Source organism: Pseudomonas sp. TE24901 (assembly GCF_054058375.1).
On record NZ_JBSSAF010000012.1, the window covers coordinates 97,704 to 112,341 of the forward strand.

A 14,638-nucleotide genomic window follows, 5' to 3' on the forward strand; every position below is an offset into this window, starting at 1 on the left:
TCCCATGAAGGTTTTGATTGTTCACGCTCACCCTGAACCGCAGTCGTTCACTGCCGCCTTGCGCGACAAGGCGATTGCCACGTTGCAAGGCCAGGGGCATGAGGTGCAGGTCAGCGACTTGTATGCCATGCACTGGAACCCGGTGGCGTCGGCGGCGGACTTTTCGTCGCGGGAAAACCCTGACTATCTGGTGTACGCGCTGGAGCAGCGGCTGGGGGTGAAAAAGCAGTCGATTGCGGCGGATATCCAGGCCGAGTTGGACAAGCTGTTGTGGGCGGACCTGCTGATCCTCAACTTCCCGATCTTCTGGTTCTCGGCGCCGGCGATGCTCAAGGGCTGGATCGACCGGGTGCTGGTGTCGGGGGTGTGCTACGGCGGCAAGCGTTTTTACGACCAGGGCGGCCTGGCGGGCAAGCGGGCGATGGTCACGGTGACCTTGGGCGGGCGTGAGCATATGTTTGGGGAAGGTGCGATCCATGGGCCGCTGGAGGACATGCTGCGCCCGATACTGCGCGGGACGCTGGCGTATGTGGGCTATGACGTGCTGGCGCCGTTTGTGGCCTGGCATGTGCCGTACATCAGTGATGAGGCGCGGCGGGACTTTCTGGTGGCGTATGAACAGCGGCTGCAAGGGCTGGCGGATGAGCAGCCCTTGGTCTTTCCGAAGCTGGAACAGTTCGACGAGGCGTTGTATCCCCTCTCCTGAAACTGTAGGAGCCGGCTTGCCGGCGATTGCATTGTGTCAGGCTACACATCTGTAGCTGATGTACCGCAATCGCTGGCAAGCCAGCTCCTACAGAGGTCAGCAAGCGCGAAGACGCTCTGCGGCACTGCGCAACAACTGCTCAGTCCCCGTCCAACCCAGGCAACCATCAGTCACCGACACACCGTATTTCATCGACGCGCTCAGCGGCTGGCAGCCTTCGAACAGGTGGCTTTCAATCATCATGCCGATGAGCGAGGTGTCGCCCTGCAGGCGTTGCTCCAGCACGTCATTGAATACTGCCGGCTGACGCAACGGGTCCTTGCCGCTGTTGGCATGGCTGCAATCGACCATGATCCGCGCCGCCACTTTGGACTTTGCCAGGTCGTGTTTCACCTGAGCCACGCTTTGGGCGTCGTAGTTCGGCCCACGGTGACCGCCGCGCAGCACCAGGTGGGTGTCGGGGTTGCCCGGGGTCTGGATGATCGCCGGATGGCCCTGGCTATCGACACCAAAATGGCGGTGCGGGTGGGATGCTGAGCGCATCGCGTCACAGGCAATCGCGACGCCGCCGTCGGTGCCGTTCTTGAAGCCCACGGGCATGCCCAGGCCGCTGGCCATTTCACGGTGGATCTGGGACTCGGTAGTACGTGCACCAATCGCCACCCAGCTGAGCAGGTCATCGAAGTAGCCGGCGGCCATGGGTTGCAGCAGTTCGGTGGCAACCGGCAGACCCAGGCGCAGCATTTCACGCATCAGTTCGCGGGACAGGGTCAGGCCTGCGGCCATGTCATCGCTGCCGTCCAGGTGCGGGTCGTAGGCCAGGCCTTTCCAGCCGACAGTGGTGCGCGGTTTTTCGACGTAGGCGCGGATCACCAGCAGCATCTGGTCGCTGACGTCGAGTGCAAGTTTCTTCAGGTTGCGTGCGTATTCCATCGCCGACTCGGGGTCGTGGATCGAGCACGGGCCGACAATCACCAGCAAACGTGAGTCTTCGCCATTGAGGATGGCGCGCACGGCTTGGCGATGGGCGTGGACTTGTTCATTGAGGAACGGGCTGAGGGGCAACTGATGCTTGAGCTCAAGGGAGCTGGGCAGGCGCTGGGTCAGGGCTTCATTGGCGCTGGACAGGTTGGCAACAGGCAGAGCGGCGGTGGCAGAGTTCATATTCATGGCTTCCTGGGCAAGCGGCGGGCTGTTCCCGCACGCTCGGCCCTACTGGGGTGTTCGACAATTGGCCGTATCGGCGATGTGTGTTGGGTTGCCACCAATAGGTGACCGATCGGAGGCGGCAGGCTGTCCCGAACGGAGCTTGCTAAATCGCCATGCAGGGCTGGTGTCGTAGCGGTAATAGGTGGCGTAGTTCATGGTGTGATTCCTTTAAGTGTTCTTCAAAAAAGTTAAGGGCCTGAAAAAACAAAACCCCCGGTCGGGGAGCCGACCGGGGGTTAGATTTCTCTGGCAGGCGACCCCTTGAGTAGTGGCCGCCGATTTCAGGTATCAGGCGCGCCAGTGGCTAAACCAATACCCAAAATAAAAGCTTACAGCTGCGCTCGAACCGTTCACGCGGGTAGCCGATACCGAGCGCGGGGCGCTGGCAGCAGGGCAAACCTGAGTGTGGGTGAGTTGCAACATGTTATGTCTCCAAATGATGGGGGTGAGCTTACTAGAGGCACGCAGGAGGATTCAATCGGTAATTTCTATCGCGCAGGGGTACTGATGGCTATCGGTCGGGATATGCTGATAACACGTTGATACTTATTGCTTGGACGCGACCATGACTGCCTTGACCCTTGCTGCTGCTCAATCTGTCTCCATCGCGGGTGACGTGCCCGCCAATATTCAACGGCATGTGCGGTTGATGCACGTCGCCGCCGAGCACGGCGTGCAGGTGCTGGTGTTTCCAGAGTTGTCGCTGACCGGGTATGAGCCGTCGCTGGCAGCCAACCTGGCGATTGCGCCGGATGACGCGGTGCTGGCGCCACTTCGGGAGAGGGCGCGGGAGCTGCGCATGACGGCGGTGGTGGGGATGCCGATCCGCCTGGCGCCCGAAGCGGGCGTGTTGATCGGTGCGCTGGTGTTGGGGGCGGACGGCTCCCTCGTGGTGTATTCCAAGCAGCACCTGCACCCGGGCGAAGAAGTGGCGTTTATCCCGGGGCAGGGCGGTGAAGCGCTCGAACGGGGCAGTGACCGTATTGCGCTGGCGGTATGCGCGGACTTTTCCCACGCCAGCCATCCACGCCAAGCGGCTGAATCGGGGGCCACGGTGTATGCCGCGGGTGTCTTGATCAGCGAAGGCGGTTATGCCAATGACAGCGCGTTGCTCCGGGGATACGCCGCGGAGCATGGCTTGGTGGTGTTGATGGCCAACCATGGTGGCCCCTCGGGCGGCTACGTGTGTGCCGGTCGCAGTGCTGTCTGGGCGGCTGATGGGCGTTTGCTCGCATCCGCCCCTGGCGTTGGCGACGCCTTGGTGATCGCCCGCCGCGAGGGCTCGCGGTGGGCTGGCCAAGTGGTCGTCCTCTAGCCATGGCGTTTCACCTGCGAGCAGCGACGGATGAGGATCGTGTGTTTGCGCGAAAGCTCACCCGCGAAGCCATGAGCCGCTACTACCTTCAATATGGGTTGTTGTGGTCTGACGATGGTTTCGACGTCGCCTGGGCGGGGCGCGAGAACTGGCTGATTTGCAACGATGACACGGTGATGGGGTTTATCAGCCTGAGCCGTGACAGCCGGGCGCTGTATATCCGCGAGCTGCACATGCTGGAGAGCTGTCGCAAACACGGCGCGGGCAGTTGGGTGCTCGAACAGATGGCGCTCAAGGCCCAGGCGCAGGGGCTTTTGCGCTTGACGGTGTTCAAGACCAATCCGGCGAGAAGGTTGTATCAGCGGCTCGGCTTGAGCATCGTTGGCGAGGAGGATTGCTTCTGGCGCATGGAGCGCGAATGTCCTCGTGTTCTGGAGGCGTAGCGCACTGGCGCCAGAGTAAAGCTGACCTTTTGCTCAGTATAAGAGGCCGGCTGCGAGTCGGCGGTGGCCGATATCGCACGCAAACTCTATATATATGACGCTTGCAGCTAGGTCTGTACCTAGGTTTTTTGCTAAGGTGTTCAGCAACCTATAAGACCATATCGCGAGGTGTCTGCTTGATTAGGGTGCTAGTAGTCGATGACCATGATCTCGTTCGTACAGGCATTACACGAATGCTGGCTGACATCGATGGCCTGCAAGTAGTCGGCCAGGCCGAGTCGGGGGAGGAGTCCCTGATCAAGGCCCGGGAGTTGAAACCCGATGTGGTTTTGATGGACGTCAAGATGCCTGGGATCGGCGGTCTTGGTGCCACTACCAAATTGTTGCGCAGCCATCCGGACATCAAAGTCGTGGTGGTGACTGTGTGCGAGGAAGACCCGTTTCCTACACGCCTTCTACAGGCGGGCGCGGCGGGTTACCTGACCAAGGGCGCAGGCCTGGCGGAGATGGTGCAAGCCATTCGCCTGGTTTTTGCCGGCCAGCGCTACATCAGCCCACAGATTGCCCAGCAATTGGCCATTAAGTCGTTCCAGCCCACCAGTGACTCGCCGTTTGATGCGCTGTCGGAACGGGAAATCCAGATCGCCCTGATGATCGTCGGTTGCCAGAAGGTGCAGACAATCTCCGACAAGCTGTGCCTGTCGCCCAAGACCGTGAACACCTACCGCTATCGTATTTTCGAGAAGCTCGCCATCAGCAGTGATGTTGAATTGACCCTGCTCGCGGTACGCCACGGCATGGTGGACGCCAGCGCCTGACATGACCACACCGTTTGATCCGAGTGCCTTCCTCTCAACCTGCAGTGGCCGCCCTGGCGTGTACCGCATGTTCGACAGCGAGGCACGCCTGCTTTATGTCGGTAAAGCCAAGAACCTGAAGAACCGCCTGGCGAGCTATTTTCGCAAGACCGGTCTTGCGCCCAAGACCGCCGCCTTGGTGGCGCGTATCGCCCAGGTCGAGACCACCATCACCGCCAATGAAACCGAGGCGCTGCTGCTTGAGCAGACGCTGATCAAGGAATGGCGGCCGCCCTATAACATCCTGCTGCGCGACGACAAATCCTACCCTTACGTGTATTTGTCCGACGGCAACTTCCCGCGCTTGAGCATTCACCGGGGCGCGAAGAAGCTAAAGGGCAAGTATTTCGGCCCGTATCCCAGCGCCGGAGCGATCCGCGAAAGCCTGAGCCTGCTGCAAAAGACTTTTTTTGTGCGCCAGTGCGAAGACAGCTTTTACAAGAACCGCACCCGGCCTTGCCTGCAATACCAGATCAAACGCTGCAAGGCACCGTGCGTGGGCTTGGTTGAACCGGCGGAGTACGCCGAGGATGTGCGCCATTCGGTGATGTTCCTCGAAGGTCGCAGCAATGCGCTCACCGATGAACTGTCGGGCGCCATGGAACAGGCGGCCAGTACCCTGGATTTCGAGCGGGCAGCAGAACTGCGCGACCAGATCTCCTTGCTGCGTCGCGTCCAGGACCAGCAGAGCATGGAGGGCGGCACCGGCGACGTCGACGTGATCGCGGCCTTCGTCAACCCGGGCGGTGCCTGTGTGCACCTGATCAGCGTGCGCGGCGGGCGAGTGTTGGGCAGCAAGAATTTCTTCCCGCAGACCGGGATCGACGAAGATGTGGCCGAAGTCATGGCTGCGTTTCTCGGCCAGTACTACGTCAGCAGCCCTGAGCGCGATTTGCCGTCGGAGCTGATCGTCAACGTGGTGCATGAAGACTTCCCCACCTTGATCGAGGCGATCCACGAACTGCGGGGCCGCGAGCTGGACATCAGCCACCGCGTGCGCGGCACCCGGGCCCGCTGGCAGCAGTTGGCGGTGACCAACGCCGAGCAGGCCCTAGGCGCGAGGCTGGCCAACCGACAGCACGTCGCTGCGCGCTTCGATGCGCTGGCCGAAGTGCTCAACCTGGACGAGCCACCTCAGCGCCTGGAGTGCTACGACATCAGCCACTCCAGCGGCGAGGCCACGGTGGCCTCCTGCGTGGTGTTCGGGCCGGAAGGGCCGATCAAGGCTGATTACCGGCGCTATAACATTGAAGGTGTGACGGCGGGCGATGACTACGCCGCCATGCACCAGGCGCTGACGCGACGCTTCAGCAAGCTGAAGGACGGGGAGGGCAAGCTCCCCGACATCCTGCTGGTGGACGGCGGCAAGGGCCAGTTGTCCATGGCCCGTGATGTGCTCAACGAGCTGGCCGTGCCCGACTTGATCCTGCTCGGCGTGGCCAAGGGCGCCACGCGCAAGGCCGGTTTCGAGACGTTGTACTTGAATGATGCCGCCCATGAGTTCACTTTGAAGGGCGACTCACCGGCGCTGCACTTGATCCAGCAGATCCGTGACGAAGCCCACCGCTTCGCCATTACCGGCCACCGCGCCCGCCGTGGTAAAACCCGACGAACCTCAACCCTGGAAGGGGTGGCAGGGGTAGGGCCGACGCGGCGGCGTGACTTGCTTAAACATTTTGGTGGCTTGCAAGAGCTATCCCGTGCCAGCATTGACGAAATAGCCAAAGCACCCGGTATCAGTAAAAAGCTCGCTGAGTTGATTTATGCCAATCTGCACAGCGAATAGAATGCCTTTCCACCTCGTAGCCAGTTGTGCCGATGAATATCCCTAATCTGATCACCGTTCTACGCGTCCTGCTTATTCCGATTTTCATTTTGCTGTTCTATTTGCCTTACGAATGGAGCTATGCCGCCTCCAGTTCGGTCTTCGCATTTGCCGCCGCGACCGATTGGCTCGACGGCTACCTGGCCCGCCGCCTGGAGCAGAGCACGCCCTTCGGCGCGTTCCTGGATCCGGTGGCCGACAAGCTCATGGTCGCTGTCGCCCTGGTGTTGCTGGTGCAGGAACACGGCAACCTGTGGCTGACCCTGCCGGCTGCCGTGATCATCGGCCGCGAGATCGTCGTCTCGGCCCTGCGCGAATGGATGGCCGAAATCGGCGCCCGCGCCCACGTGGCCGTGTCCAACCTGGGCAAGTGGAAAACCGCTGCGCAAATGCTGGCCTTGGTGATCCTGCTGGCCAACCCGTCAGACTTCTCCTTCTGGGTCCTGATTGGCTACGCACTGCTGCTGATCGCTGCCGGCCTGACACTGTGGTCCATGCTCCAATATCTGCGCGCTGCCTGGCCTCACTTGCGCACCACCGTGGAAAAGAAATAAAACTTTTTTGAATCAAGCGGTTGACGAGTTCTGAGATTTCTATAGAATGCGCATCACCAAGCGGGAATAGCTCAGTTGGTAGAGCACGACCTTGCCAAGGTCGGGGTCGCGAGTTCGAGTCTCGTTTCCCGCTCCAAGCATTACGAAAAAAGCCACTCTAACGAGTGGCTTTTTTTTGCCTGCGATTTATGGAATAGACGCGTCGGCGTCTTTTTTTGTTTCTGCAAAAACCATTGAGACTCAGGGTAGTCCAGTACGAACAAGTACAGGATTAAGTACAACATTACGGGCTCGTTCGAGTTCGTATTTTGACTGGCTCCCCTCGGGTCTCCAGACGAGCATCTGGTGCTGACTCTCTCACAGGAGCTCACCATGCCACTCTCGGAATTCACCATTCGGCATGCCCGAATCACCGGTAAAAACTATACCCTCGGCGACTTTGACGGCCTATCCCTTTGGGTTACCAAGGCGGGCAGTAAGCTGTGGCTGTTTCGCTATTACTGGGAGGGGCGTCAGCAGCGCATGTCCTTTGGTGCCTACCCTGAGGTCAGCCTCAAGCAAGCACGCTCTCGGCGCGATGACGCACGGCGGTTACTGGCGGACAACATCAACCCCTGTGAACACCGCAAGCAGCAGCGGCATGCGGCTGAAGTTGCTGAAAAGCAAACCTTTGAAGCGGTGTACAACGAGTGGGTCAGCTTCTGGCGGTTGAGCCTGAAAAAAGGGCGGCAAAGCACACTCTCGCAAATCCTCAGGGTCTTTAAAAAAGACATCTTGGGCGAGCGCCCCATCAAAGGCATTACCCGTCACGACCTGATGGGTGCCCTCAGTGCCATCGAACAGCGCAACGCCCTCACAATGGCCGAGAAATGTCGCACCTGGTTCAACCAGCTGTTTCGTTATGCTTTGGTAAAAGTCGAAGGGCTCGAAGTGAACCCGGCTTCGGACCTGGATGTGGTGGCGCTACCCAAGCCACCGGTGACGAACAACCCATTTTTGCGGATGGAGCAACTGCCGGAACTGCTGTCGAGGATTCGCAATTACGGTGGTCACCTACAGACAAAATTGGGGCTGCGTTTGCTGCTGTTGACCGGCGTGCGAACAGGCGAGTTACGTTATGCCACGCCTGATCAGTTCGACCTGGAAAAGCAGCTGTGGGTGATTCCACCGGAGGTCGTCAAACAGCTCCAGGTGCAGATGCGCAAGCCGGGTAGGGCTGGTGGTCAGGTGCCGCCGTACATCGTTCCGCTTTCGGTGCAGGCGCTGGAAATCGTGCGCTATATGCTCGATCAGGTCTTACCTGCACAGCGTTTTCTTTTCTCACATCGCAGCAACCTGCAGCTACGCATCAGCGAAAACACATTGAACAATGCCCTGCATCGAATGGGTTTGGCTGATCAGTTAACGGGCCATGGTATGCGCGCCACAATTTCTACTGCGCTGCACGAGATCGGGTACCCCAAGAATTGGATTGACGCGCAGCTTTCTCATGCTGATCCGGATCAGGTGAGTGCGACCTATAACCATGCCCGATATGTGGAACAGCGGCGGACCATGATGCAGGACTGGGCCAATCGGTTAGACCTTTGGGCTCAGGGAAAGCATGACGCAGCGAGTTCGCTGCTGACGATTCGGTTGGAGGGGGCGGTGTCAGTCGCTGGAGCAGTGGCAGCAGATGCCGCCTCGTTGATATATGAGGTGGAGTCTAAGCCGAAAAGGGCTGCTCACGTGGTTGAAGGTGTCGATGCGGTTGCAGTGATGCCAGAGAGGAATGTGATGGCGGCGCCTGTTTCGGAGATACAACGGCAACGTCTTGCAATGCTGGCAGCATATGAAGCACCTACCAATTTGACAGTGCCAGAGTTTGCGCGATTGGCGGGTAAGTCTCGGGAGCAGGTGAGTCGGGATATCAAGGAAGGGCGGTTATTGGCTATTAGTTTGGGGAATCGAGGATTGCGGCTACCGGATTGGCAGCTCGACGCGCCTTGGTTAGTGCAAACGCAGAGGGTGCTGATGGCAGTGGAGGCGCCCTGGGATGCCTACTGGGTTATCTCGAAGCGACTTGCCTTTGCCTGACAGCATGTTTGGCTGTTCACCCAACTTTTTTGGGGGGAGGGCAGCGGTTTCGAGCCTTACGCATTTCTATCACAGCAACAGTAAACTGGATTAGAGAACAGTGATAACGGCACTGTCTGAATGGGCTGCTATCGGCCAATAGCAGACGACCAATTTCCTGCGCCCCAATATGTCTTGAGAAGGGACATGGATGAAGTGCTATGAGAGGGGCTCTATTTTGATATATCAAGACGGATTTTTGCGCCATCTGGCAACTCGCCGAGTTCCTTGGCCAGGTGTCCTGAAATTGCCACCTGTTCGTGAAGTGAAATCGTCGCTAGGTTGCTCTCTTCATACTGGCCACCTAACACGGCAGGAATTTTCAGGCAGTACTTGTACCCAGGACGAAGCAGGCCGAGTTTATCTCTTGCTTGTTTTACCAATGCCTCCATGTACCAGTCGTACAGAAAATCCTGGTTTTGAGAGAGGGCATCCAGTTCCATGCGATCATTTGCGACTCTATTGCAATAGAGTTCTTCAGGACACAGCCGCCAATAGCTACCTTCGGCGTCTTTGATAATGAGGTTGCCAAAATCATTGTCACCTACCACTTCTACGGGCTTGATTCCTACCCAGCTCCACGCTTTTTCAATTTCTTCAATCAAGTCCATGGGCACCTGTCCTAATGTATTCCAATACGGCTGTCATTGTTCTTTTTTGTGCATCTTCTAGGTAGATTACGTCATTTTTGGGTGACTGCTTCTGGCCGAGAGCAGGCCATTCTGCCTGCCCACTAAACTAGGGATGATTCACTCCCCCGTCTTACTCTCCACGATGATTTGATCATTTGGAACATCCAACTGGCGCTGAAGCCCGCCATCCTTGAAGGCAATAACGGTCGTATTACCAAAGCCCTTGAATTGCACGGTCACACCGGCATAAGCCTTGTAGCCTTCTGGGGCCTTGGCTTCTTTGGCTACCAGCGCATCAGGCATTAGAGCGCTATAAGGTGCTTTCACATACACAGCGGCGTGCTCAATGCGAACCTGTGCCATACGCATCGCGCCATCCATGAGTAGACCTGATACACCGCCTATCGCTAACGGCATCAGCATGACAACGGTGATGCTCACCAAATAAGCATTTTTTTGTTTTCCGGCCTTTCCAGAAATCTGTAATTCGTCTTTCTCGGGAGTGACGATCACAGAATTAAGCAACCGCTCATGCCGGCGGTACTGGGTTCCTGCTGACTTCGCTATGGAATAAAAGATGTAGAGCGCTATCGAGAGCAGCGGCAAATTCCAGTAGGCCGCTATGTCACGTTGTCCAAATACCCATATCAGCACCATAGCCACAAGAGCGAAAGGAATGGCCATCCAATGAAACAGCGCCATTTCATATGCCAGTTCTTTCTTCGTATTGGTTTTTGCCTGTATACGCTTTAATGCGAAGTTGAAAGTTGGTCGTATCACAATAGAAAAAACAATACCAAGCGAGACTAGGCAGCCGACAAACATGGCGTATACAACACCAAAACAACTCGCGGCTAGCATGAACAATAGTCCGTCCCCTAAGGTCAGACCTTGGGGGAAGTGACCAACCCGTAATGCATAAATGATAACGCAGGCACTACCTAAGGCGATACTTAACTTAAGTGCAGCACCGGTTAGCTTCAAAAGGCTTTCAGCGGTGGACTCAAGCGAGGAAATAACTGTTTTCATAAGCTCACATCTGTGCGGTGGGAATACTAGCCTTTTATAGCTGTCCCGTAGGGTGTCGACGCGATCACTCATAGCTTGAGCAAGTATCTAGTGAGCATTAAATTGCCCCTGTTCTCGCAGAAACAACTGACTGGCTGCTCTTGGCCGAGAGCTGCCGCTCGTAACCCCCCGTTAACGACCCCAGGCTGACGGTAGTATCAGGCAGAAAAAAATCAAACGCTGGAAAGGCCAACGACCATCCCCTGAGGCGTTTACCGACTGCTTCCGTCAACAGTTTGGTGCTGCCATCTCACACACCCAGGCGCCGAGCCTGCTTGGCCAAAATTGGAAAATAGAGAGCCAGCTCAGAGTTTCGCCAGCAACTTGCTCAGTTCATCTCTCGCCGCCTCACCCGAATGCGCACGTTCAAGCAACCCACGGGTCATGGATTTGTACATGGCCACTGCTTCGGGGGAGGAAGTCACCGTGGCGATGCCGGTATGGATGTTCGGCAGTTCGCCGAGGCGATAGGGGCTGACCGCGACGTAGCTGGTGTGGGCTTGCTCGAAGATCTGGAATGTCGCGCTGGGCAGGGTTTCGTCGATCAGGTAGATGGTGAACCGCGAGCCTTCGCTGCCGATTTTGTCGATCAGGTTTTCGATTTCGCGCCGGGCCAGGAGCGACCGTTCCATTCTTACGCTCGGTGGCAAGTCGAGGCGCCCGACCAGGCCGATGTGCAGGTAGCGTTCGATCTGGCGCAGGCTGATGATCGATTGCACTTCGAATTTCTGCTTGGAAAATATCGCTTTCCGTTCGTTGAGAATCTCCAGAATCTGCGTTTGCATCGCCTCTTGGCTGGCGGTGAAGTCCTTCGGCCGGGCTTCGTCGAGCATGGTCTTGAACAACTCGGTGTAGGCGGGCGACGTCAGGAGATAGGAGAAGGGATCGAAGTACGACTGGATGCTGATTGAACGCGCTTCCAGTTGGCGCATGCGTTCGAAGTAACCCAGGGCATTGTCGAAATATTCGGTGTCGGAGCCCAGCAAGCTGGTCAATGAAACCTTGAGCAACTGCGCGAGGCGCTCCAGGGTCTCGAGCTTGACGATCTTGCCCAGCTCCAGGCGATACACCGCCGCCCGGGAGATATCGAGTTTTTCGGCCACCTGATCGGCGTTCAATTGGCGACCGATGCGGTAGGCCCGAAGGCGTTCACCGATGGCCTGGTAGTCGATTTGGTTCACTGCAACTCCGAAACACTGTGTCTGTGGGGTGAAGAGTGTTGCTCCATTCTTTCCAGAGTCGAGAACGCACACCGTTGAGGCGACTCGATCGAGGAAATGGTTGACCTCGTTGTGACTTCGCTGTATCAATATTTAGACGAAAGATATTCTGTCGTCTAAAAAATACAAAAATGGTGCGGCTATGTCCATGTATATACCACTCCGAATCCCCGTGCCGAGCTTGTCTACGGGATGACGGGCAACAATCACGTCCTCCGATATTGATCAAACGCTGTTGTATCCGGTCGCTCCCGACCAGGGCGGCGCGATCTCTTATGCCCTGAAATCTATAAAAATAAGGAACACACGATGGGACATTCACCTGTTGCAACTGCGCTGGTGGCGCTGTCACTGGCCGTCCTGGCACCTTGCGCACTGGCTGCGCCGGGGTTCAGCGACACCTTGATCGGCTATCGCTACAGCGATCACTACACCGACCCGGGCAAAACCAAGGATGTGGCCAAGAACATCCTGCAAATCACTCATGTCAGCAGCTACCGGCTGGGTCAGAACTTCATCAATTTGGACGTGTTCAAGTCCGATCGCAACGATCCGGCCAAGGGCGGCGGCACCGGCGCCACTGAGTTTTACCTGACGTATCGCAACCAACTGCAGTACGGCAAGTTCTTCGACAAGCCGCTGGCATTCGGCCCGGTCAAGGACGTCGCGCTGACTGCCGGGTTCGACTACAACACCAAGAACAACGAGTTCGCCTCGGAAAAGCGCTTGTTGGTGCTCGGCCCGACGCTCAAGTTTGCTTTGCCCGCCGGTTTCCTCGATGCCAGCGTGCTCTACGCCCGGGAGTGGAACCACTGTGGCCTGGACGTGTGCAGCAAACCGGGCAACCACACTGACCTGCTGTTCGACCCGTTCTTCCAGTTCAATCTCACCTGGGGCGTGCCATTCACGGCGGGCCCGCTGCCGCTCAAGTTCCAGGGTTACTACACCTTCAGCAGCAAGAAGGGCGACGACTACCAAAACAAGCCCACCGGCGCCGAGCAACTGATGCGCACTTCGTTGATGCTGGATGTCGGCCAGATGGTCTGGGGCGAGAAAAACGTGTTTTGGGTTGGTCCGGGTTACGAGTACTGGCGCAACAAATTCGGCAACGAGAAGGGGCCAGGCACGGACGTCGATGCGTTATCCATCAATCTGGAGTGGCATCTGTAGACCGGAGATCGTTATTTTTCGCCTGTGCTGTATCAATAATTAGACAGGCTGTCTCATTTGCTCGTAGACTCAGCCCATCGCCCAGGCGATAAGGACGGCGCTGTTTCCTTCCAGGGATGAGTCAGGTGGTGAAGCCGAATCACGGCGACCACCTCAACCCGTGATAACAATAAGAGGTAAAGAGTGTGAAGACTCACAACGACTCAAGCACCGCCAAGGCGGACGCATCACCGCGCAAGGCGTTGATCGCCAGCGTGACCGGTTATGCCATGGACGGATTCGACCTGTTGATCCTCGGTTTCATGTTGCCAGCCATCACCCTCGGCCTGGGGCTGACCACCTCCGAAGCCGGTTCGCTGGTGACCTGGACCTTGCTCGGCGCCGTGGCCGGTGGCCTGGTGTTCGGCCAGCTCAGCGACTGCTACGGCCGGGTCAAGATGCTCAGCGTGTGCATCCTGGTGTTTTCCGTGTTTACCGGTTTATGTGCGTTGGCCCAGGGGTACTGGGGTTTGCTGACCTACCGCACCCTCGCCGGGTTTGGCCTGGGTGGTGAGTTCGGCATTGGCATGGCGCTGATCGCCGAGACCTGGCCCGCCAACAAACGCAATCGCGCTTCTTCCTACGTCGGCATGGGCTGGCAGGCTGGGGTATTGGCGGCTGCACTGTTGACGCCATTGTTGTTACCGCAAATCGGTTGGCGCGGGATGTTCCTGGTCGGGCTGGTACCGGCGCTGCTGTCCTTCGTGATTCGCCACACCATGGGTGAGCCAGAAGAGTTCATCAAGGCTTCGGTCAATCCGATTTCTTTTACGCAGCGCTTCGGCCAACTGTTCAAGGATGTGCCGACTGCCAAGGCAAGCATCGGCGTGATGGTGCTGACTTCAGTGCAGAACTTCGGTTACTACGGAATCATGATCTGGATGCCCAGTTACCTGTCGCGTCAGTTCGGTTTCACGCTGACCGCGTCCGGCACGTGGACCGCGGCGACGGTGGTGGGGATGGCCTTCGGCATTTGGTTGTTCGGCCAACTGGCCGACCGCTTCGGTCGCTGGCGGATCTTTTTGCTGTACCAGGCGAGCGCCGCGGTCATGGTGCTGATCTACGCCAACCTGACGGACCCGATCAGCATGCTGTTTGCCGGCGTGGTGATGGGCATCTTCGTCAATGGCATGATTGGCGGCTACGGTGCGTTGATCTCCGATCTCTATCCGTCCCAGGTTCGGGCCACGGCCCAGAACGTCCTGTTTAACGTCGGACGCGGTGTCGGTGGTTTCGGGCCGCTGGTGGTGGGCGCCATTGCCCTGGCGTATTCGTTCTCGGCGGCGATCATGTTGTTGGCGTCGATTTACCTGCTGGCCATGGCCGCCACGCTGTTCCTGTTGCCGCGCAGCCAGGGCGACAGCGGTGAAGTACCGTTGGCGAGTCCCCTCGAAGCACAACCCAAGTAAGGCGTCAGTCGGCGTGGTAATGCCAAAAAAGTAGTGCATATGCTGTATCAATAATTAGACAAGTGTTTTTTGATGT

The 14,638-nt window shown here is 57.7% G+C and carries 13 protein-coding genes and 1 tRNA gene; 10 read left to right on the top strand and 4 right to left on the bottom strand.

Going from position 1 to position 14,638, the window contains the following annotated elements; translation table 11 throughout:
* The first annotated feature begins 4 nt into the window (after positions 1 to 4).
* A complete protein-coding gene (locus tag ACVWVP_RS23175) occupies positions 5 to 706 on the top strand; it encodes an NAD(P)H-dependent oxidoreductase (protein ID WP_457408243.1) in 702 nt (233 codons plus the stop codon).
* A gap of 96 nt (positions 707 to 802) precedes the next feature.
* Here the strand turns inward: ACVWVP_RS23175 and ACVWVP_RS23180 are convergent, their stop codons facing one another.
* Positions 803 to 1,870: a 3-deoxy-7-phosphoheptulonate synthase gene (locus ACVWVP_RS23180; RefSeq protein ID WP_259174476.1), complete on the bottom strand. Its 1,068-nt coding sequence runs from the start codon at positions 1,868 to 1,870 to the stop codon at positions 803 to 805.
* Between the two features lie 610 nt (positions 1,871 to 2,480).
* Here ACVWVP_RS23180 and ACVWVP_RS23185 point away from each other — a divergent pair.
* From ACVWVP_RS23185 to ACVWVP_RS23215, 7 genes are all read left to right on the top strand, one after another.
* Complete coding sequence (locus ACVWVP_RS23185) at positions 2,481 to 3,230, top strand: carbon-nitrogen hydrolase family protein (protein ID WP_457408246.1); 750 nt, start codon at positions 2,481 to 2,483, stop codon at positions 3,228 to 3,230.
* 2 nt (positions 3,231 to 3,232) lie between these two features.
* Positions 3,233 to 3,673 carry a GNAT family N-acetyltransferase gene (locus tag ACVWVP_RS23190; RefSeq protein WP_178924077.1) on the top strand — a complete coding sequence of 147 codons (441 nt, stop codon included), beginning with the start codon at positions 3,233 to 3,235 and terminating at the stop codon, positions 3,671 to 3,673.
* Positions 3,674 to 3,849: 176 nt separating this feature from the next.
* Entirely contained in the window at positions 3,850 to 4,491 is a 642-nt protein-coding gene (gene gacA / locus ACVWVP_RS23195; protein WP_003190387.1) for a response regulator transcription factor GacA, read from the top strand.
* Between the two features lies 1 nt (position 4,492).
* Positions 4,493 to 6,316, top strand: coding sequence for an excinuclease ABC subunit UvrC (uvrC, locus tag ACVWVP_RS23200; protein WP_176997608.1), 1,824 nt, complete (start codon positions 4,493 to 4,495; stop codon positions 6,314 to 6,316).
* A gap of 32 nt (positions 6,317 to 6,348) precedes the next feature.
* A complete protein-coding gene (gene pgsA, locus ACVWVP_RS23205; protein WP_105700203.1) occupies positions 6,349 to 6,909 on the top strand; it encodes a CDP-diacylglycerol--glycerol-3-phosphate 3-phosphatidyltransferase in 561 nt (186 codons plus the stop codon).
* A gap of 60 nt (positions 6,910 to 6,969) precedes the next feature.
* Positions 6,970 to 7,045, top strand: a tRNA-Gly gene (locus ACVWVP_RS23210).
* A 236-nt stretch (positions 7,046 to 7,281) separates the two neighbouring features.
* Entirely contained in the window at positions 7,282 to 8,985 is a 1,704-nt protein-coding gene (locus ACVWVP_RS23215; RefSeq protein ID WP_457408249.1) for a tyrosine-type recombinase/integrase, read from the top strand.
* A 212-nt stretch (positions 8,986 to 9,197) separates the two neighbouring features.
* Here the strand turns inward: ACVWVP_RS23215 and ACVWVP_RS23220 are convergent, their stop codons facing one another.
* The 3 genes from ACVWVP_RS23220 to ACVWVP_RS23230 form a co-directional block, all read right to left on the bottom strand.
* Complete coding sequence (locus ACVWVP_RS23220; protein WP_178922607.1) at positions 9,198 to 9,635, bottom strand: T6SS immunity protein Tdi1 domain-containing protein; 438 nt, start codon at positions 9,633 to 9,635, stop codon at positions 9,198 to 9,200.
* Positions 9,636 to 9,773: 138 nt separating this feature from the next.
* Positions 9,774 to 10,685, bottom strand: coding sequence for a hypothetical protein (locus tag ACVWVP_RS23225; RefSeq protein ID WP_178922605.1), 912 nt, complete (start codon positions 10,683 to 10,685; stop codon positions 9,774 to 9,776).
* A gap of 344 nt (positions 10,686 to 11,029) precedes the next feature.
* Entirely contained in the window at positions 11,030 to 11,905 is an 876-nt protein-coding gene (locus ACVWVP_RS23230) for a helix-turn-helix domain-containing protein (RefSeq protein ID WP_178924087.1), read from the bottom strand.
* A 348-nt stretch (positions 11,906 to 12,253) separates the two neighbouring features.
* On the opposite strand from ACVWVP_RS23230, the gene ACVWVP_RS23235 reads away from it, so the two are divergent.
* Both ACVWVP_RS23235 and ACVWVP_RS23240 read left to right on the top strand, forming a co-directional pair.
* Positions 12,254 to 13,114 (top strand): hypothetical protein, encoded by an 861-nt coding sequence (locus ACVWVP_RS23235; RefSeq protein ID WP_457408251.1) that lies wholly within the window; start codon positions 12,254 to 12,256, stop codon positions 13,112 to 13,114.
* Between the two features lie 185 nt (positions 13,115 to 13,299).
* A complete protein-coding gene (locus ACVWVP_RS23240; protein WP_457408253.1) occupies positions 13,300 to 14,562 on the top strand; it encodes an MFS transporter in 1,263 nt (420 codons plus the stop codon).
* Positions 14,563 to 14,638: the final 76 nt, after the last annotated feature.

What these genes read in the sequence shown, in the direction of transcription:
- ACVWVP_RS23175 (WP_457408243.1), top strand. Translation starts at nt 5, where the DNA reads ATGAAGGTTTTGATTGTTCACGCTCACCCTGAACCGCAGTCGTTCACT.
- ACVWVP_RS23180 (WP_259174476.1), bottom strand. Translation starts at nt 1,870, where the DNA reads ATGAACTCTGCCACCGCCGCTCTGCCTGTTGCCAACCTGTCCAGCGCC.
- ACVWVP_RS23185 (WP_457408246.1), top strand. Translation starts at nt 2,481, where the DNA reads ATGACTGCCTTGACCCTTGCTGCTGCTCAATCTGTCTCCATCGCGGGT.
- ACVWVP_RS23190 (WP_178924077.1), top strand. Translation starts at nt 3,233, where the DNA reads ATGGCGTTTCACCTGCGAGCAGCGACGGATGAGGATCGTGTGTTTGCG.
- uvrC (WP_176997608.1), top strand. Translation starts at nt 4,493, where the DNA reads ATGACCACACCGTTTGATCCGAGTGCCTTCCTCTCAACCTGCAGTGGC.
- pgsA (WP_105700203.1), top strand. Translation starts at nt 6,349, where the DNA reads ATGAATATCCCTAATCTGATCACCGTTCTACGCGTCCTGCTTATTCCG.
- ACVWVP_RS23215 (WP_457408249.1), top strand. Translation starts at nt 7,282, where the DNA reads ATGCCACTCTCGGAATTCACCATTCGGCATGCCCGAATCACCGGTAAA.
- ACVWVP_RS23220 (WP_178922607.1), bottom strand. Translation starts at nt 9,635, where the DNA reads ATGGACTTGATTGAAGAAATTGAAAAAGCGTGGAGCTGGGTAGGAATC.
- ACVWVP_RS23225 (WP_178922605.1), bottom strand. Translation starts at nt 10,685, where the DNA reads ATGAAAACAGTTATTTCCTCGCTTGAGTCCACCGCTGAAAGCCTTTTG.
- ACVWVP_RS23235 (WP_457408251.1), top strand. Translation starts at nt 12,254, where the DNA reads ATGGGACATTCACCTGTTGCAACTGCGCTGGTGGCGCTGTCACTGGCC.